Raw genomic sequence first — 19,095 nt, 5'->3', positions numbered from 1 at the left:
ATCTATGATTAACATTTTAACGATACCACTAATTTTAAAACGCTCTGAGTACCTGTTCCCCCAATTCCAACAAGCCTCATTTTTCTAATAAGCATGATTAATTTTATTGCTTTCAAGTATTAACTATTGGGGACAGGACTACTATAATAATACATTTATACAATCTGCGCTATTTTAATGCTCAAAAAGAAGCTAAACAGTAGGAAAACTCGGCAATAAAATTACCGAGTTTTCTAACTTATCTCTATATTAATTACATTTTAATACTACAGATTATTGCTCTTCATACCATGGATAATGGAAGATACCAGCGCGGTCAACGCGTTGATAAGTATGAGCACCAAAGTAATCTCTTTGTGCTTGAATCAGACTAGCTGGTAAAACAGCTGCGCGATAAGAATCATAATAAGCAATGGCCGCAGATAAAGCTGGAACCGGAATTCCCGCTTGCACGGCCCAAGCTACAACTTGGCGCGCAGAATCTTGATATTTAGCACAAATATCTTTAAAGTAATCGTCTAACAATAAGTTATCTAAATCAGGTTGGTTCTGATAAGCCGCCGTTATCTTTTGCAAAAATTGCGCTCTAATAATGCAACCTTCACGCCAAATATTAGCAATCTTACCGTATTGCAAATTCCAATCATAATGATCAGAAGCTGCTTTTAACTGCGCAAAGCCTTGCGCGTAACTCATGATCTTGCTAAAGTACAAAGCTTCCCGAATTTTTTCAGTAAAGTCATCTGGAACTTTCATTTCTAACTTGGACGCTGGTAGCTGTTCACTGGCTTTAACCCGTTCATCCTTAAAGGTTGAGATATAACGGCCATAAACAGCTTCAGTAATCAATGATTGCGGCACACCTAATTCAAGAGCACTTTGTGAACTCCATTTACCCGTACCTTTATTACCTGCAGCATCTAAAATTACATCAATAATCGGTTGATCACTACCTAAATCATCTTTACGCGTCAAAATATCAGCAGTAATCTCAATCAAGTAACTGGAAAGTTCGCCTTCGTTCCATTGACTAAAAATTTCTGCTAATTGTTCTGGTGTTAATTGACCTAAATTACGCATCAAGTTATAACTTTCAGCAATCAACTCCATATCGCCATATTCAATGCCGTTATGCACCATTTTGACGTAATGTCCCGCACCATTTGGACCAATATAGGTAACACATGGCTGACCATCATCGGTTTTAGCCGCAATTTGTTCCAAAACTGGCGCTACCAAATCGTAAGCTTCTTTTTGGCCACCAGGCATTAAAGAAGGACCCTTCAAAGCACCTAATTCACCACCAGAAGTGCCCATGCCAATAAAGTTAATGCCAGACTTATCAAGTCGCTTATTACGTGCCATAGTGTCTTCAAAGAATGTATTACCACCATCAATTAAGACATCACCTTGATCAAGTAATGGTAATAATTCATCAATCACAGCATCCGTCGCCTTACCAGCCTTCACCATCATCACAATCCGGCGTGGTTTTTCCAGAGAATTGACGAAATCTTCAATCGTAAAGCTAGGAACTAAACTTTTGTCCGGATGATCTTCAATTACTTGCTTGGTTTTCGCCGTGGTCCGATTATAAATAGCAACCGTATATCCCCGACTTTCAATATTTAAAGCTAAATTCTTACCCATGACAGCCATACCAATGACACCAATGGTTGGTTTATTCATCTTCATGTGCCTCCTGTTGATCATTTGTCTAACAATACCCTATCACAACTCGCAACGATTGATAATCCTTAATTATTTAATCTTGCTTATCATCAGCAAAAAAATCTTTTAACTTGGATAATTCTTCACTAGCTTCTAGATTGGGTGTGGCTTTTTTTTCATAATCATCTTCTGAAATAACCGTCCACTCATTGCCCTGTGGCATAGCCCCGGTCGCTTGTTCTTGGGGCGTTAAAACCTGAGTTGGAATATTCAATAATAGATTATCTTCAATCGCTTGTTGTAAGTCTAAAGTTTGGTCCGTCAATGAAATAATTAAATCGTATTGCTCTTTTTGTTCTGGGGTAATTTGATCATCTGTTAAATTCGTATATGTTTCATGAAAAGTAAAATCAATTGGTAAAACAACCGGCTCTAAACTCCGTGTTGACGGATAAGTCATAGAACCTGTCAGGTGAAGATCTCCGAAAATAAATTGCCCATCTAAACTAATCGCGCCTTGAACCTGAATTGGGCTCACTTCCATGATTTGTGGGTCACGTTGCTTTAGATCGGCACTAACATCCAGCGTTTGTTTTAAAATTAATGGTTCTTGGCGATACTTTTCTAATTCTCGAGTTTTAAAAACTAACATTATAATCACCTACTTTCGTAATGGTTGTCGTCCAAAGTTTTGCTCCGGTAAATCAAATAACGTTAACAAACGATCTATTTGCACAGCATCAGCCATAATTCCCGGCTTGTTACCCAATTTTTGCGTAACTTTCGTAATTAACGGCCAACTCACTTGCTTGCGTAAATAATGCAAATGTTGTTGACCACTGACATTAAAGCCCAAAACCTGCAAATACGGTTGCGCCAACATTTGCTGCATTTGACTAGTAGAAATATTCAATAATACATACAGGCATAGCCGACGCAAGCGCGCAAACGTATACCTTTTACTCTTAATACGATACAAAAAATCCGAAAAATTCGTACTGGTAACTACTGCTTGTTTGAGCTTATACTGCAAGCCCTCATTCATCTGGTAAATTTGCCCTAATTCTTCCAAACTACTCGTCAACAACCGATATTTTAAATACGGAAAAAGCTGCTGCCAACTGAGAAATGGTGGCTTTAACAAGTCAGTCACAAAGTCTGGAATTGCTAATTGATAAGACTGGTCTTGTAATATAGCTTGGCGAATGGCACTAGCACTAGAAAACTTCCCCGACAAATCACTTTGATCATGTTGCCCTAAGCCTTGCCTCGGCAGAGCAACCAGTTGCAACGCATAATTTAACTCAAACGCCGCCTGGGCGTAAGCAACACCTAGTAGCTCATTGGGATTAGTTAATGTTAAACCCAATTGTGATTGTAAGACTTGATTAAATTGTGTGGCATAGGTCTGACGATAATCTGTAAACGTCTCTTTGGATGGATTTATTTGAGCAATTCTTTGACCTAATGTTTGATAATCTAATTGTGCATTCTCTGTACTAAAAACTAAGTGCGAAACTGCTAATTGTTGACACAGTTTCAGAGCTTCTCGGGCAAAAATATCCGCTGGTTGAACGGCACCGTAAAACGGCAATTCAACCACCAAATCTACCCCCGCTGCCAACGCCATTTGCGCCCGCTGCCATTTATCAACCAGTGCAATCGCGCCACGTTGAACAAAATTACCTGACATAATCACTATTAACACATCAGGCTGTAATTGCTGGCGAATTTGTTGCAGCTGCCATAAATGACCATTATGAAACGGATTATACTCAGCGATTACTCCACAAACGCGCATTATTTTTTCAGTAAGGGAGCAACTTCAACAACTGGTGCTTGTGACCATAGCTTTTCCAATTGATAAAATTCACGCGTTTCTTGAGTAAAGACGTGCACAATGACATCACCTAAATCCAACAAAATCCACGGTGAATTTTTTGAGCCCTCAATTTGTTTAATCGTTAAACCGTGATTTTCTTCGGCTTCAACCACCGCATCCACAATAGCATCAACTTGGCGCTGACTATTAGCATCCACGATGACAAAATAATCCGCAACCAAACTAACTTGCTGCATGTTTAAAACAGTAATCGCATGCCCGTGTTTGGAATCTGCTGCTTGAACTGCAATTTGCATTATTTGTTGACTATTCAATCGTAAACCTCACTTTTTGGCTGCTACAACCCATTGATTATAGCTATCAATTGTTTTCGGATAAATTTGCTGTTTCTGACTCAATAACAGTTGCAAGGTATGTTCAATCTGATAACTAACCCCGGCATCTAAATCTTGATCGGTAATTTGCCGAGCTTCTTCGACTCCCGGAAAATCCCGCCCTGCTTCTGTATAATCAGCCATAAAAACAATCTTATCTAAAGTCGTCATTTTCACGGCTGCCGTAGTATGATTACGCACCGCGTTTAGAATTTCTTCATCATAAATGCCCAGTTCTTTTTGAATAAAATAAGCACCTACAACGCCATGCCAAATCGCGTTCCCATAATTTAACAAATCAGGATCCAAATTTTCTTGTTTAATCACTTGAATAAATTCATCGGCACTACGTTCTTTGGCATAATCATGAACTAGTCCCGCCACTTTAGCTTTGGTTACATCACTGTGATTTAACTGGGCCAGCTCTACACTGCGTTGACTCGTGCGCACACAATGTTCAAAACGATAAGGTGACAATTTAGCTTGAACTTGCTGTTTTAAAGCAACAAAATCATAATCAGTTTGAACGATCATTACTATAAAGCCCCTTTTCTTCAATATATTGACGTACTAAATCAGGAACAAAATACCGAATTGAGCCTTGGGTCTGCACTGTTTGGCGAATCCACGTGGAACTAACATCAATTTCGGGCATATTAATCCAAATCAGCGGATATGGTGAACTTTTTTCATAACCTTTGCGACAAACACCGACAAATTGCACCATTTTCGTTAATTCATCAATTTTATGCCATTTCGGTAAATATTCGACCATATCGCCGCCAATAATAAAATAATATTCATTTTCTGGGTGCATTAATTTTAATTGACGCATCGTATCATAGGTATAACTAATACCACCCCGTTTTGCTTCAATCAAACACAAATCAAAATTTTGATGATCAATGATGGCTCGTCGCACCATCTCAACACGATGTTCAATCGAAATAGCGGTTTTCACATCAACATGTGGTGGTTTAGCATCCGGAATAAACAAAATCTTATCTAAACCCAATTGGGCAAAAACTTGATCCGCAATCATCAGATGCCCAATATGTGGTGGATTGAAAGTTCCACCTAAAATACCAATGCGCTTTTTTTTCGTTGTGGAAGCCATTTGAGTTTGTGGCTTGGTAACTACTTGCTTAGTAGTTAAGGTCTGCGCCATTTTGATCACCTATCCTTTGATTTTTGCCACCTCAAGACTTAATTGTTGGTGTTCTTTTTGTGTAGCAGGTCGATAAAAAACCGCAGTATGACCGATTTGTTGCACTAAAATAATTTGACTATCCGCTTGGGTAATTGTGGCAACGACTTCGGTCCGATTAACCGGTGCCATTTGTAACCAATTAATTTTAATTAATTCTTGTAATTCTATTTGGTCTTGCAGTTGTTTCAGAAAATTAGCACTGAGACCATTCTTGCCGATTTGAAGACTAGGTGTCAAGGATTGCGCTTGACCTTTCAAAAATTTTAATTGCTTTTTATTTAACATAATTTACTCCACTTAATTAATCAAAGCGGGCCGCACATTAACTTTAATCCCAGCGGGCAAATAAGCTTTAACGACCACATGAGCTGGGACACAAACCCAGCCCAAGCCAGAAAACACAATATCACTTTTTTCGGTAGTTTGAATTGTGTGAGCTACTAATTGTTCAATTGGCTCCTTCGTTTGGGGATGCGCCAACAAGTCGCTTCGGTGAGCTTGATAAAATTCATCTGCATGGCTTAACTTAGTGCGGTGAACATACAATTGATTATTCACAAAAGCCGCAAAGGAACCCGCAGCACCTTCTAAAAAATCTAACCGGCCTAACCCCGCTAAAAACAAGGTTTGCTGGGGCTTTAATTGAAAAACTTTCGGATGCAATTCACTTTGTGGTGCTAGATATTTGAGATCTTTGGCCGTTAACAAATTAGCAATTTGACCAGGATGGATAATTCCTGGTGTATCAATCAAATCACCACCACCAGCTAACGGAATTCGAATTTCATTTAAAGTAGTTCCCGGATAACTAGAGGTCGTAATTAAATTTTTCAGTTCACTGTTAGCTTGTAAAATGGCATTAATCAGTGTTGATTTGCCGACATTAGTAGAACCGACGACATAGACATCTTGACCATGACGCAATTGATCAATTTGGTGCATCAATTGGTCAACATGCGTTAATTTTTGGGCACTAACCAGTTGCGTACCAACGGGATGCAAGCCCATTTGTTTGACCTGTTGTTGCAGCCAATTAACTAATTTATTTTGATTATAGGAATTAGGAATTAAGTCCAGCTTATTGCCAACAATTAACACAGGATTATTTTTAATATACGATTTTAGGTTGCTGACAATGCTTCCCGAGAAATTAAAAATATCCATCACGTAAACAACTAGCGCCGCTTTTTGACCAATGCGTTTTAACAGTTTTTGAAAGGAACGATTATCTAACGGAACTTCCGCTACTTCATTATAGTGTCGCAAACGAAAACAACGTTGACAATAAAGTTCTTGGTCATCCAAAGCTGATTCGGCCTTTTTCAGGGCACTACTAGGAACAAAACCGGCTAACTGGGCATTAGTACTCTGTAATTGTGCCCCACAACCTACACAAGATAATACTTCATCAGTCACGTAAATGCCGCCTCCAATCTAGTTGTGGATACAGAAAATGATTAATCTTTAAAATGGGACGTTCAATCATCCGATTAATCCGGGTTTTTTTAGAATCCGTCGCCACTAACGGTTTGACTAAGATTGTTTGCACTCCGGCCAAATTACCTGCCAAAACATCAGTCATTAACTGGTCACCAACCATTACTACTTCTTGTTTACGATAAGAGTTAGATTTGAGATATTTGCGTAAAGCAAACGGTAATGGTTTCAAGGCTCGTGCAACTATTTTAATTGGTAATCCCGCCACGGCCCGACTAACCCGCTCTTCATTATTATTCGACACAATAACTAATTGAATCCCATGAGCGGTCAACGCCTTTAACCAATTGGCTAACTGCGCATTTTGGCGATCCTTTTGATTCCAAGGAATCAAAGTATTATCTAAATCCGATAAAATCACTTTAATCCCTGCCGCCATAAATTCTTCAGGGGGGATTTGTGTGATTTGTTCAATCATCATGTTTGGCTTGAAGATTCCCAGAGTGTTCACTTCCTCTATATTATCCGTAAAAAAGTTGAGATTTAACGTAGATATCAATTATCTATCATAATAAACTCTACATAACACTCAACTTTTAGTAACTTTTTATTTTTAAACTCATTCGATGAAAAACACGTAACTAGCTAAGCTAGTTACGTGTTTATTTTAACGCATCTTTAGCTAAATCAACTAACTTCTTAAAAGCACGTTGGTCATTAACTGCTAAATCTGCTAACATCTTCCGATTGATATCAACTTGAGCTAACTTCAAACCATGCATTAATTTGCTATAACTCAGATCATACATCCGAGCACCAGCATTAATCCGGGCAATCCACAATTTGCGGTAATCACGCTTAACTTGCTTACGATCCCGAAAAGCATAATGATAAGAATTAAATAACTGTGTTGATGCTGCTTTAAATTGAATATGTTTAGAACCGCGGTAACCCTTGGCTAACTTAAGAACTTTCTTCCGACGTTTGCGAGTTACTGTTCCACCTTTAACACGTGGCATAAAGATTCCTCCTAAAAATTATTAAATAAAATAATGTTATTTGTAAGTAGTCAACATTTGTTTGATACGTTTCATATCACTGGAGCTGACCATTGCTGATTTAGCTAATTGACGACGTTGTTTCTTAGTCTTACCGTGGAAACGGTGACTAGTATAACCATGATCACGCTTCAAACCACCATTAGCAGTAAATTTAAAACGTTTTGCTGATGCACGATGTGTTTTTTGCTTAGGCATAATAAAATCCTCCTGCGTTGTTATTTTTTCTTATTGTCATTAATTGGAGCAAGCATTAAGAACATACTACGACCATCCATCTTTGGCCGCGTAATTACGGTTGCAACATCTTTCGTTGCATCTGCCATACGTTCCAAAACATCCCGACCGATTTCTTTGTGAGTGATAGCACGACCACGGAAGCGAATCGAGATTTTAACTTTTGAACCCTTTTCGAGAAATTTACGAGCATTCTTGAGTTTGGTATCAAAATCATTTTGCTCAATAGTTGGACTCAAGCGAATCTCTTTGATGCTAACAGTCTTCTGTTTTTTACGAGATTCGCGGTCCTTTTTTTGTAACTCAAACCGATATTTTCCATAATCCATAATTCTAGCTACTGGAGGTTTGGCATTAGGCGAAACCAATACCAAATCCAAGTCTGCTTGTTCGGCCAAGCGTAATGCTTCCTGCTTAGTCTTAACACCTAATTGTTCTCCATTAACTGAAATTACACGCAATTCACGTGAACGAATGCGATCATTCACGATCATATTGTTTTTGCTATTATTAGCTATGGGTATCCACCTCCGAAAAATTATCACTCACAAAAAATGCGGGTGCCGAAGCACCCGCAATCAATTATCGATTATTATTATCTAACCCAGTGGCTTTAAGCTTGGGTGAGAAGCGGGAGCTTCTGCTTGTTTCAACACTTAAACAGTATAGTTTTCATTGAAGCAGAAGTCAAGAATTATTTTTTAACTGCTTGTTGAATCCAAAAAATCATCTTTTCCATTGTTTGTTCTTCTTGACGAGCATCAATGCCATTAGGATCTTGCAATTTGTAATTTTGAATAAAAGTAACTAACAATTGGCCAACGATTAAACGGGTTAAATCAGTAGCCGTCACTTCTGAACTGACCTGCTGATCCGTTTTTAACAATTGTGTTAAGATCTCTAACGCTTTGTTTAACTTAGGCTGCACTATGTCTAACACCTGCGTGCGAAAGTTCTGATTGACTAAAATTTGATCCAACACAATCAAAATAATTTGCCAGTTATTAGCCATAAACTGATAACGATCACGCATAATATATGCTATCAAATCTCTAACATTAGTGGCCTGCTGCTGAATTTGTTGCAAAAACTGATCACTGATCTTGGGAACCATTTGTTGCATCAACGGCGTAATAATTGCCTGCAACAAGTCAGATTTATTTTTAAAATGTTTAAACATCGTTGCATCACTTAGACCGGCTTCTCGTGCAATAGCCGCAGTCGTGGTTGCTTGATAACCTTTTTGTGCAAATAGCTTAACTGCTGCTTGAAAGATTTTCTTTTTACCAGCCGGAATCTTTTCATCAGCTAACCAAGAATCAACAATTTTTTGAGTCATATGACTTTAAACCTTTCTGTAACGTTTTAATCCTATTATATTACCAACAGTTAGTGCTAAAAGAAAGACAACGAGAACTAAAAGATCACCACTAATCTGATTCAAAGTAAATCCTTTCATAATCACATTCGTCAAAGCTTCAGAAGCATACTTTAATGGTAAAATATCAGACAACCATTGCGCCCATTTAGCCATGGAAGTTAATGGTACAATTCCGGAAAAGAAAATTTGGGGAATGACGATTACTGGAATGAACTGCATCATTTGAAATTCGGATTTGGCAAAAGTGGACATAAAAATTCCGGATGACAAAGCCACTAAAGCCAAAAGTAGAGTGATTAATAAAACTAACCATAAAGAACCAACGACTTGCACTTTCAAAATACCTACCGTAAACAAAACAATTAAAATAGTTTGTAAAATAGCGATTAGTCCATAACTCAACATATAACCCCAAACAATTTCGGAACGCTTCACTGGAGTGGCTAACAAGCGATTCAACGTTCCTGAGGTCCGTTCACTTAACAACGCCATTCCGGAAATCAAGAAAACAAAGAAAAAGACAAAGGCCGCCATCAGAATCGGCATTAATTTGTCAAAAAATGTCGAATCTTTCGTACCATAGTTATAAGCATTATAAATTTTTATTTTTTTAGCTTGACCTAGCACTGTTGATTGTTGCAATGTGGGCGGCAAAACTTTTTGAAGAGTTTGAAATGATGATTTTAATTGATTTATATTTTTTTGATTCAAGGCCACTTGTAAAGCTGATTTAGCTAATTTGGTTTTGCCCGCATCAACATTCGCGTAAGTGACCACCAACTTATTTTTACGTTGAACAATGATATTATCCACCTGTTCTTTTTTCAAAGCAGCCTTAGCTGATTGAGGGGACTGATAAGTTTTAACATGAACATGCTGGACCTGATTTAAATTATGTTTTAAACTTTGCGAAACTTCTACGGTGCCAATTGTAACATTAGTTGTGGTATTAACATTAAAAATATAATTCATTAAAGCTAAGACAATTAACGGCGCAATAAACATGAGCGCCAAAGTCTTCTTATCACGAAATAATTCCTTTAATACACGTTTGGTAATAGCCCATGTTCTCATTTCAAGTCACCTTCTGCTTTCAAAAAGACTTCTTCTACTGTTTGAACATTGTATTGTTTTTCTAAATTCCTGGGATGATCATTAGCAATAATTTGCCCATCGGATAATAAAGCTACTCGATCCGTCAATTCCGCTTCATCCATGACATGAGTGGTAATTAAAATGGTCCGGCCACTATCGCGCAAGCGCATCAATTCTTGCCAAATTTGCTGGCGCAATGCTGGATCAATCCCCACTGTCGGTTCATCTAAAACTAATAATGGCGGATTACCTAATAAAGAAATCGCTAAAGATAACCGCCGTTTCATTCCACCCGAATAACCACTAACTCGTTTTTTGAGGTCTGATGTCAAATCAACTACCGCCGCCGCATGTTGAATTTGTTCATCAATTTGTTGTTTCGCAATGCCTTTCATCTGTGCAAAAAATTGTAGATTCTCATAAGCGGTTAAAGAATCATATAACGCATCCGTCTGAGCCATGTAACCAATATCTTTTAGTAAAACGCGATTGGGCATAACAGTATCAAACACCGTGGCTTGGCCGGCATCGGCTTTTTCCATACCTAAAGTAATTTTAATGATCGTGGATTTACCAGCACCAGAGGGACCGATCAAGCCCACTATTTCACCAGCTTGTACTTGAAAACTCACATCATCCAAAACTGTTTGTGGGCCAAACTTTTTTTGAATATCAATTAATTGAATAACTTCTTGAGTCATGGCAACCTCCATAATTTTAGTAAGTTAGTAATTACTTACTTACAAAATTTATTGTAGCATTGTCACTGGAATTTACAAGTTAACTCACTAAAAAAGGCTGAAACAACGATGATTGTTCCAACCTCTCTTTTAATTGCTACTATTAATTTGACTTTATTCGGACCATACTTGACTAGCCACGTGATTCATCAAATCAATTTTGGCCCATTGCTGTTCTCCAGTTAAATCATTGCCTTCTTTAGTTGAAGCAAAGCCACATTGTGGTGACAACGCCAAATTATTTAATGGCACAAAATGGGCCGCGGTTTGAATTTGCGCAATAAGTTCTGCCGCTGTTTCCATTTGCCCAGTTTTTGTCGTAATTAATCCCAAAACAAAAACGGCTTGCGGTTGTTCTTGATGAATTTGCGCTAAGGGAGCAAAATCCCCATCAGCTTGCTGATCATCATATTCTAAGAAAAAGGCATCATAGGGTAATTGTGTCAAAATATCAACAATATCTTGATAAGTTCCCCCACCTAACGGTGCTGAATGAAAATTACCGCGACAAATATGAGTTGTTACGATTAAATCGGCCGGTAAACTGGCTAGTAAATCTTGCAGCAGTTGCACGATTTCTTGTGTTAATTTTTGTGCTGCTTCTGGTTGCTCTTGTAACCCAGCAAACGGCAATGTAATTCCCAATAACCAAGGATCATCTAATTGTAAATACCGTAAACCTAAATCATAGAAGTGCTGAATTGTGCGTTGATACGTAATCAAAATATCGTGCAAATATTCTGCGCGCGTCGCATAAAATTGTTCTACATTATTAATTACTGCAAAATTACCTGTAAATAAGAGTGGCGTTGGTGCTGGAATGGTCACCTTAGCTTGTTCATCATCGTGTAAGAGGCTATTTAAATACAAATAATCCGCAAAAAAAGGATGTTGCGCGTTGTACTGAATTCTACCAGCCAATTGTAAACCATCATCAACTAACTGTTGCCCACTAAAGTTCAATTGAAAACCTTGTGGCACAACTGCAATTCCGGTTAACCCCGCCAAAAAATCCAAGAAAAAATTTTCACGGTTAAATTCACCATCATTCAGCACCGCCAAATGATGCTGGCGTTGCTTGGTTACTAACTGTTTGACTGCTTGTTGTTGCAGTGCTTGAAATTTTTCTGGTGTTAAACTGTGATCTTTTGCTTGTTGGTAAGCCGCTTTTAAAGTTGCTGGTCGTAAAAAGCTCCCCACAACATCAGCATGATAAGGATACTTATTGATTTTCATAATTGCTTCAGACCTCTTTTGCTTAATTTAATTCTAGTCTACACCCGTTGCATTAAAATTCTAGAAATGTTGTTGACAAATATGAGTTTTATTTTATATTAAGACTATTAATGTAACTTTGAAGGGAAACAATTAAGTATGCAAATTGAACCAGTTAATTTTCGTGACATCGGCGGTATTGCAACAGTAACCGGTCATTTAAAAAAGAATACTTTTTTTCGTAGTGGCCAATTAATTAATTTAACACCAGCAACAAGTGCTTTTTTAGCCAATACTTGTCAAATCAAAACAATTTACGATTTTCGCAGCACTAAAGAAACAGAACAAATGCCGGATACTCCAATTAAAGCTATTACTTGGAAACATTTGGACATCTTGGCTGACGCCACGGCCAATTACGCTTCTATGAATAAGATGGTAGAAAACTCTGGTGATACCCACCAACATATGCTCGAAACTTACGAGCAATTGGTTACCAGTCATTCTGCTCAAGTTGGTTATCACGCTTTTATGATGGATTTAATTGAACAGCCACAACCAATTATTTTTCATTGTTTTGCTGGCAAAGATCGCACTGGTTTTGCAGCTGCTTTAATTTTAAAAGCGGCTGGTGCTAGTGACGAAGCCATTATGGATGACTATTTAAAAACCAACGAATTACGAAAAGAAGCCAACCAAGAAATTGTGGAGCAGCATCGCGATGAAATTACTGATTACCAAGTACAACAATTATTGATTGCTCTGCAAGTGGCACCAGAATATTTACAACATGCCCAAACGGTTTTGATTGCCAAATATGGTAATTTTGATAACTATCTTCAAGCAGGTTTGAATTTACCTGCGGATTATATCGCTCAATTTCGGAAACTATATGTAGAATCCTAAAATATTTTAAAAGACACTGAGCTCACAATTAAGCAATTAAAAAAGCCAACTTTTAACCAAAAGTTGGCTTTTTTAATCACTAAAATATTATAGAACAAACTTTTCAAAGGCTTGCGCAATGCCATCTTGATCATTAGATTGGGTAACATAAGTAGCGTGTTGTTTAGCTAAGTCCGAACCATTCCCCATCGCCACTGCTGTTTGCGCAAAATCGAACATCGGTATATCATTCTGTTCATCACCCATTGCCATTACTTCTTGCGGAGTAAAACCTAATTTTTGACTCAAAGTTTTTAAAGCAATCCCTTTATTAACATCAGCGTGCATAATTTCTAAAAAGTTAGCTGCAGCCCGTACTACATAATTATCCTGACCAAAAGTTTGCTTAACTTCAGCTTCCTGGCGATCTAATTCAGATTTGTCACCCACAAACACTGCTTTAATCATTGTAGTATCATCCGAAACCGCTTGCGGTTGACGAATTAAAATTCCCGCCTGATTTTCCCAAGCTTGAATGACAGTTACCCAATTTACATCTTGGTTACTAGTGTAAATCTGACTATCAGCATCCAGGACATTATAGGCCAAGTGATGTTCTTGGGAATAAGTATCGACCAGTTGATAAGTAGCTTTCGTCAAACCTTTTTGACTAAGTTTTTCACCAGTTACCGATTCAATCACCGCACCATTAAATGTAATAACATATTGATCTGGTTGTTGAATCTTTAATTGATTTAAAAATCCTTGCACACCAGCTAAGGGGCGGCCCGAGCATAAGACAACTTTCACACCGTTATTAACTGCTTGACCAATCACTTGAATCGTTGACGCCAATAACTCACCTTTACTATTTAATAACGTATCATCAACATCAATTGCGACTAATTTAATCATTGCTTTCTCCTTGAATTGTATTTTGCATCTGCTTTTGTGCTTGCCAATAGTCACTGCGCTGTTGGTGCCAATACTGATAGTCTTGCGCATTGATCGTTCGCAGAACGCGAGCGGGATTACCAACCGCGACACTATTTTCTGGAATATCTTTCGTAACTACTGAACCCGCACCAATCACGGAATTCTTGCCAATGGTTACTCCAGGTAAAACACTAACACTCCCACCCAACCAAACATTGTCTTGAATAACGATTGGTTGACCAAACTCCAGTCCTTCTTTACGTACTGCCGGATCCACTGGATGCCCTGCAGTGTACAAGCTGGTATTTGGTCCGATTAGCACATCATTACCAATTGTAATCGAATTAACATCTAAAAAAGTACAATTTTGATTAGCATAAAAATTATCACCAATGAAGACATGGCGCCCATAATCAACATAAACTGGCGGATTAACATATAGATTCTGTCCGGCTTTGCCAAACAACTGATGTTCTAAGGCCACAATTTGTTCAGTTTGATTTAAAGGAACTTGATTAATTTTTTGAGCAATCAATTTGCCCGCCATGGATTGATGTTCTGGTAAAATTTGATCAGAACGATAAAGTTTACCTTGCTGTAATTGTTCATAATCAAAATCAGATTGCATTTTTACACCTCCTGTGGCTAATTATGGCATAGATTGAGGCATTATGAAAACGTCATTATAGTAGTATTAATACTTTCTTAATCTTTTTTTCTTAAAAAACCGTTTTGCGTTTTAATATATAATATAATGATATTAATCATAAATAGTAAGGAGGATTATGATGACAACTTATCAAGAACAAGATCCCCAGTTATGGCAGCTCATTGCTCAAGAACAAGATCGTCAAGAACACAATATTGAACTGATTGCTTCGGAAAATATTGTTTCAAAAGGAGTTTTAGCCGCACAAGGATCCGTTTTAACCAACAAATACGCCGAAGGTTATCCAGGTAAACGCTACTATGGTGGCAATGAATACATTGACCAAATTGAACAATTGGCCATTGACCGCGTGAAAAAGCTTTATCACGCTGATTACGCTAACGTCCAACCACATTCCGGTTCCCAGGCTAATGAAGCTGCTTATCGTGCCCTAATTAAACCTGGTGATCGCGTCCTAGGCATGGACTTAGATGCGGGCGGTCACTTAACTCATGGTTCGAAAGTTAATTTTTCTGGTAAAACTTATGACTTCTATAGTTACGGTGTCGATGACAACGGCTTTCTAGATTATGACCAAGTCCTAAAAGTTGCACAAGAAGTTCAGCCCAAATTAATTGTTGCTGGCGCTTCCGCCTATAGTCGCGTAATTGATTTTCAAAAATTCCGCGATATTGCCGATCAAGTCGGCGCCTTATTAATGGTCGATATGGCTCACATTGCTGGCTTAGTAGCGGTGGGGTTACATCCTAGCCCGGTTGGCGTAGCCGACATTGTAACTTCAACTACACATAAAACGTTACGTGGTCCACGAGGCGGCTTTATTTTAGCCAAGGAACAGTACGCTAAAAAAGTTAAAAGCGCGGTTTTCCCAGGAACCCAGGGTGGTCCTTTAGAACACGTCATTGCTGCTAAAGCAGTAGCCTTTGGTGAAGCCAGTCAACCGAGTTTTAAAACTTACCAGCAACAAATTCTCAATAATGCCCAAGCTATGGCAGCTGTTTTTAATGCTGATGAGCAAGTCAAAGTCTTAACCGGCGGTACCGATAATCACCTAATGACCTTAGATTTAAGTCAAACCAAGTTAAACGGTGCCCAAGTTCAAGATTTATTGGATCAAGTACGCATTACTACTAATAAAGAAGCAATTCCTAATGATCCGCTGCCACCTTCTAAAACATCTGGTCTACGTTTAGGGACACCAGCGATTACTAGTCGCGGTTTTGATGAACAAGATAGCCAATTAACCGCCAAATTAATCTTGCAAGTCATTCACAACGCTGATGATTCCGCGCAATTAGACCAAGTTAAACAACAGGTGCAAGCATTGACTGCCAAGCATCCAATTCAACGTTAAACTAAATTTAAATTACAGACAATGAAGCCCCCGAAGTTCGAATAACTCCGAGGGTCTTTTTACATTGGACTACGATAGTAAGCATATCAATTTTAAAAATCAAATAATAATCTTATATCGTAAAAGTATATTCCACTCGATCACAACGAACAATTGAACTAGAAAAATGAATCACCTTTTTATCAGCTGAATAGCCTAATTTATCAACCACAAACAAGGGATCGCCAATCAAGCAATCTAATTTTTTAGACAAATATTCATTTGCCGAGATCCCACTAATATTAAGCTTTGATTTAGCTATTTTTACCCCATATTTTAAGTCAAAGACCTTATATAGATCATTTAGCGATATCATATTTTCAATGAATTTTGGAAAAATATTGGCTGATACATAAATATTATCAATGCCTACTGGTAAGTCATTTTCACTTATTAAGCGTTGTACATAGTACAGAGGAAAAGAAATATTCTTCACTACTGCTGAAGGTAGACTATCACTCTTATCATTAATGATTTTGGTTTGTAAAAAGTCATTCTTGACTCGATGCCCCTTTGAAGAATAAAAATCATAAAAACCCATCGGCGTTTTTCCAATTTCTTTAACTTCTTTGACGTATTGTACAAAAGTTCCTTTTCCCTGAATCTTTTTGACTAATCCTTGTTTTTCCAACATTTGTATCGCTTTGCGTACAGTTATTTTACTCACAGAAAATCTGTCACATAATTCATTTTCAGTAGGCAACTTTTCACCAAAAACGTATTTTTCAGAATAAATTTCACTTCGCATCAATGAAGCTATTTGTACATATAATGCTTGGTTCTTTTGTAACTCCGTCATTAATTGATTCCTTTCAAAATTTAGATATAAAAAGCCCACGCATCCCTACGAGGATTTCCCGTCGAAATGGTGAGCATTTCAGGACTGAAATTAAAGAATTCCAAGCGCTCCAATAATTATTCCAAAAACAATAATGCCTATTAGTAGGGTATTAGTATTTACTTTTTTCTTTATTAGGTAGTATATCACAAGAGTAAAAATTATTGGCAACAATTTCGGAAAGATCTGATTGATCATGCTCTGTAATTTTAATTTGGTACCACCCGCTGCAAATTTCAGAGGAGTTGTAATATCAATCATACTAGCAACCATGCCACCAACAACTGATAAACCAATGATAGAAGCAAACTCCATTATCCGATCCATCAAACCTTCTTCATACAGTTTGGTTAGATATTTATTACCAGAATTATAGCCTAAAAATGTGCCATAATACGAGGCCAACAATGATGGAATTGCAAATAAACCAACGGCAAGAATTGGGCCCAACAAACTACCTTGCTTAGCAAAAGACAATCCTATACCAAAAGTAATTATTCTAATTGTTCCTTGAAAAAAAGAATCTCCAATACCAGCAAATGGCCCCATTAAACTAGTTTTAATCATCGAAATAGAGTCGGCATCATAATTATCAGGATCCTTAGCATTTTGTTCTTCCATTGAAGCAGAAATTCCCATAATAAATGACGTCATCTGCGGAGTACAGTTATAAAACTGCATATGCCGTTTATAAGCTTTTTTCTTGCCATCTAAATCATCAGCATATAGCTTATCTAAAATAGGCGCCATACCATACATAAAGCCCATATTCATCTGACGTTCATAGTTCCAAGAACACATAATCGCCATTGATCTCAGAAAAACTTTGCGCAAATCTTTTTTAGTAATTAAACTGCCAGATTTATCTGTAACGTCAGTTTTATCAGTCATTTTGCTTCCTCCCTTTACCATAGTTAACTTTGTCCATAATAAACGCTAGTAATACTGAGAAACATGTTAACCCGATAAGACTCAAATGAGAGTACGCCACAACTAAAAAACCAAACAAGAAATAAGGAAATAGCTTCTTGCTAAGCATCGTACTCAACAACATCGCAAAACCTAAAGCAGAAAGTAAATTACCAGCAACAGTTAAACCATGTGTAATTGCGTTAGGAATACTATCAACTATTGGCTTAATAGATGATGCACCAAAGTAAATAGTCACGAATATTAATGTAAAGTATAGAATACAATTTAATGCTAGCGACCACCATATATGAACATGTTGTGCGCGTTTAAAATCGCCCCGATCAATTGACTTATCAGCAGAATGGCTGAATTGCGAAATTAACATCCGCATTAAAATATCAATAAATTCTGCTGCTACGGCTACTGGTAAAGCAATAGCTAGCGCTGATTCAGTACTGGAACCTGATAAAATCGAAAATGCCGTAGCAATAACGCTTCCAATTTGCATATTAGGTGGAGCTGCTGCACCGATTGCAACAAAGCCCATTGAAATCAATTCCATGGAAGCACCTAAAATAATTCCCTGTTTTAAATCACCTAACACCAAACCTGTTAATGTACTTAAGATTAATGGTCGCCCAAGATTTTGACGTCCAAATATTCTTGAATCAAACACACCAAAGATAGAAACCAAGCCTAAGAGAACCGATTTTAAAAGCATTTAATTTTCCTCCTAAACAAAGCTAACTTTTTCAGGTGATACCGATGGGACTTGCTGTACAACAATCTTGATACCACTCTGAATAATGTTTTGTGTTGCTGCTAATTCATCACTATTCAAAAAAATTGTTTTAGCGTACTGTTTAGAACCATCTTTTTTAGCTACACCACCATAATTGATTTCTTTTACTTCATCTGGAATAATTTTAGCAACTTCATACGCTTCTTCAGGTCCTTTTACTAGAATCATAATTTGATCATTACTATTTTTTTCAATCGTATCTTTTATTTTAGCGATGGGAATAATATCTAGTTCACAATCAGTTGGTTTGGCCATTGATAAGGCCATCTTACTCATTTGATTATTGATAACTTTGTTATCAGCCACAATAATACGATTAATTGAATATTGTTTTACCCAAGAAAAAACAACTTGGCCGTGAATCAAGCGATGATCCACTCTGAATAGTTTAATCATTA

24 protein-coding genes and 1 other annotated feature are annotated in these 19,095 nt (G+C 37.5%); of the genes, 2 read left to right on the top strand and 22 right to left on the bottom strand.

Annotated elements, in window-relative coordinates:
- Positions 1 to 273: 273 nt before the first annotated feature.
- From gndA to AC3B6Y_RS07230, 16 genes are all read right to left on the bottom strand, one after another.
- On the bottom strand, positions 274 to 1,689 hold the full coding sequence (gene gndA / locus AC3B6Y_RS07305; RefSeq protein ID WP_489769064.1) for an NADP-dependent phosphogluconate dehydrogenase: 1,416 nt from the start codon (positions 1,687 to 1,689) through the stop codon (positions 274 to 276).
- Between the two features lie 76 nt (positions 1,690 to 1,765).
- Positions 1,766 to 2,323 (bottom strand): DUF177 domain-containing protein, encoded by a 558-nt coding sequence (locus AC3B6Y_RS07300; RefSeq protein WP_489757439.1) that lies wholly within the window; start codon positions 2,321 to 2,323, stop codon positions 1,766 to 1,768.
- A 9-nt stretch (positions 2,324 to 2,332) separates the two neighbouring features.
- Positions 2,333 to 3,472 (bottom strand): nucleotidyltransferase, encoded by a 1,140-nt coding sequence (locus AC3B6Y_RS07295; protein ID WP_489790862.1) that lies wholly within the window; start codon positions 3,470 to 3,472, stop codon positions 2,333 to 2,335.
- Positions 3,472 to 3,828: a ribosome silencing factor gene (gene rsfS / locus AC3B6Y_RS07290; RefSeq protein ID WP_489757437.1), complete on the bottom strand. Its 357-nt coding sequence runs from the start codon at positions 3,826 to 3,828 to the stop codon at positions 3,472 to 3,474. Before rsfS ends, AC3B6Y_RS07295 begins: the two co-directional genes overlap by 1 nt.
- A 9-nt stretch (positions 3,829 to 3,837) precedes the next feature.
- Entirely contained in the window at positions 3,838 to 4,422 is a 585-nt protein-coding gene (gene yqeK / locus AC3B6Y_RS07285) for a bis(5'-nucleosyl)-tetraphosphatase (symmetrical) YqeK (RefSeq protein WP_489757436.1), read from the bottom strand.
- Positions 4,406 to 5,056, bottom strand: a complete 651-nt coding sequence (locus AC3B6Y_RS07280; protein WP_489790860.1) for a nicotinate-nucleotide adenylyltransferase — start codon at positions 5,054 to 5,056, stop codon at positions 4,406 to 4,408. The genes yqeK and AC3B6Y_RS07280 overlap by 17 nt, the downstream gene beginning before the upstream one ends.
- Positions 5,057 to 5,065: 9 nt before the next feature.
- The gene (locus AC3B6Y_RS07275) at positions 5,066 to 5,383 is read right to left on the bottom strand and encodes a YhbY family RNA-binding protein (protein ID WP_489774888.1); all 318 of its coding nucleotides are present in this window, start codon (positions 5,381 to 5,383) and stop codon (positions 5,066 to 5,068) included.
- A gap of 12 nt (positions 5,384 to 5,395) precedes the next feature.
- Entirely contained in the window at positions 5,396 to 6,514 is a 1,119-nt protein-coding gene (yqeH, locus tag AC3B6Y_RS07270) for a ribosome biogenesis GTPase YqeH (protein WP_489757433.1), read from the bottom strand.
- Positions 6,507 to 7,046, bottom strand: a complete 540-nt coding sequence (locus AC3B6Y_RS07265) for a YqeG family HAD IIIA-type phosphatase (protein WP_489757432.1) — start codon at positions 7,044 to 7,046, stop codon at positions 6,507 to 6,509. Before AC3B6Y_RS07265 ends, yqeH begins: the two co-directional genes overlap by 8 nt.
- 151 nt (positions 7,047 to 7,197) lie before the next feature.
- Positions 7,198 to 7,554, bottom strand: a complete 357-nt coding sequence (gene rplT / locus AC3B6Y_RS07260) for a 50S ribosomal protein L20 (protein WP_489757431.1) — start codon at positions 7,552 to 7,554, stop codon at positions 7,198 to 7,200.
- Between the two features lie 36 nt (positions 7,555 to 7,590).
- Complete coding sequence (gene rpmI / locus AC3B6Y_RS07255) at positions 7,591 to 7,791, bottom strand: 50S ribosomal protein L35 (RefSeq protein WP_489757430.1); 201 nt, start codon at positions 7,789 to 7,791, stop codon at positions 7,591 to 7,593.
- 20 nt (positions 7,792 to 7,811) lie between these two features.
- Complete coding sequence (gene infC, locus AC3B6Y_RS07250) at positions 7,812 to 8,324, bottom strand: translation initiation factor IF-3 (protein ID WP_489757429.1); 513 nt, start codon at positions 8,322 to 8,324, stop codon at positions 7,812 to 7,814.
- Between the two features lie 48 nt (positions 8,325 to 8,372).
- Positions 8,373 to 8,482, bottom strand: a sequence feature (ribosomal protein L20 leader region).
- Positions 8,483 to 8,524: 42 nt separating this feature from the next.
- On the bottom strand, positions 8,525 to 9,169 hold the full coding sequence (locus AC3B6Y_RS07245; protein WP_489790858.1) for a TetR/AcrR family transcriptional regulator: 645 nt from the start codon (positions 9,167 to 9,169) through the stop codon (positions 8,525 to 8,527).
- 6 nt (positions 9,170 to 9,175) lie between these two features.
- Entirely contained in the window at positions 9,176 to 10,285 is a 1,110-nt protein-coding gene (locus tag AC3B6Y_RS07240) for an ABC transporter permease (protein WP_489790856.1), read from the bottom strand.
- Positions 10,282 to 11,007, bottom strand: coding sequence for an ABC transporter ATP-binding protein (locus tag AC3B6Y_RS07235; protein ID WP_489774885.1), 726 nt, complete (start codon positions 11,005 to 11,007; stop codon positions 10,282 to 10,284). The genes AC3B6Y_RS07240 and AC3B6Y_RS07235 overlap by 4 nt, the downstream gene beginning before the upstream one ends.
- 153 nt (positions 11,008 to 11,160) lie before the next feature.
- Positions 11,161 to 12,282 (bottom strand): uroporphyrinogen decarboxylase/cobalamine-independent methonine synthase family protein, encoded by a 1,122-nt coding sequence (locus AC3B6Y_RS07230; protein WP_489790854.1) that lies wholly within the window; start codon positions 12,280 to 12,282, stop codon positions 11,161 to 11,163.
- A 138-nt stretch (positions 12,283 to 12,420) separates the two neighbouring features.
- Between AC3B6Y_RS07230 and AC3B6Y_RS07225 the strand changes: the two genes are divergently transcribed.
- Complete coding sequence (locus AC3B6Y_RS07225) at positions 12,421 to 13,167, top strand: tyrosine-protein phosphatase (protein ID WP_489790852.1); 747 nt, start codon at positions 12,421 to 12,423, stop codon at positions 13,165 to 13,167.
- Between the two features lie 87 nt (positions 13,168 to 13,254).
- On the opposite strand, the gene AC3B6Y_RS07220 is transcribed toward AC3B6Y_RS07225, so the two are convergent.
- Positions 13,255 to 14,061 (bottom strand): Cof-type HAD-IIB family hydrolase, encoded by an 807-nt coding sequence (locus tag AC3B6Y_RS07220; RefSeq protein ID WP_489757423.1) that lies wholly within the window; start codon positions 14,059 to 14,061, stop codon positions 13,255 to 13,257.
- Positions 14,054 to 14,710 (bottom strand): sugar O-acetyltransferase, encoded by a 657-nt coding sequence (locus AC3B6Y_RS07215; protein WP_489769073.1) that lies wholly within the window; start codon positions 14,708 to 14,710, stop codon positions 14,054 to 14,056. The genes AC3B6Y_RS07220 and AC3B6Y_RS07215 overlap by 8 nt, the downstream gene beginning before the upstream one ends.
- A gap of 160 nt (positions 14,711 to 14,870) precedes the next feature.
- Between AC3B6Y_RS07215 and glyA the strand changes: the two genes are divergently transcribed.
- Complete coding sequence (gene glyA, locus AC3B6Y_RS07210) at positions 14,871 to 16,106, top strand: serine hydroxymethyltransferase (RefSeq protein ID WP_489774882.1); 1,236 nt, start codon at positions 14,871 to 14,873, stop codon at positions 16,104 to 16,106.
- A gap of 112 nt (positions 16,107 to 16,218) precedes the next feature.
- Here the strand turns inward: glyA and AC3B6Y_RS07205 are convergent, their stop codons facing one another.
- The 4 genes from AC3B6Y_RS07205 to AC3B6Y_RS07190 form a co-directional block, all read right to left on the bottom strand.
- On the bottom strand, positions 16,219 to 16,944 hold the full coding sequence (locus AC3B6Y_RS07205) for a GntR family transcriptional regulator (RefSeq protein ID WP_489790850.1): 726 nt from the start codon (positions 16,942 to 16,944) through the stop codon (positions 16,219 to 16,221).
- 90 nt (positions 16,945 to 17,034) lie between these two features.
- A complete protein-coding gene (locus tag AC3B6Y_RS07200) occupies positions 17,035 to 17,874 on the bottom strand; it encodes a PTS system mannose/fructose/sorbose family transporter subunit IID (protein WP_489757419.1) in 840 nt (279 codons plus the stop codon).
- A complete protein-coding gene (locus AC3B6Y_RS07195) occupies positions 17,867 to 18,616 on the bottom strand; it encodes a PTS mannose/fructose/sorbose/N-acetylgalactosamine transporter subunit IIC (RefSeq protein ID WP_489757418.1) in 750 nt (249 codons plus the stop codon). The genes AC3B6Y_RS07200 and AC3B6Y_RS07195 overlap by 8 nt, the downstream gene beginning before the upstream one ends.
- A 12-nt stretch (positions 18,617 to 18,628) precedes the next feature.
- Positions 18,629 to 19,093, bottom strand: a complete 465-nt coding sequence (locus AC3B6Y_RS07190) for a PTS sugar transporter subunit IIB (RefSeq protein WP_489757417.1) — start codon at positions 19,091 to 19,093, stop codon at positions 18,629 to 18,631.
- Positions 19,094 to 19,095 lie beyond the last annotated feature (2 nt).

This window comes from Bombilactobacillus sp. ESL1092 (assembly GCF_058107465.1).
The sequence above is the reverse complement of the archived record's forward strand: the minus strand, read 5'-3'. Positions and strand labels throughout refer to the sequence as shown.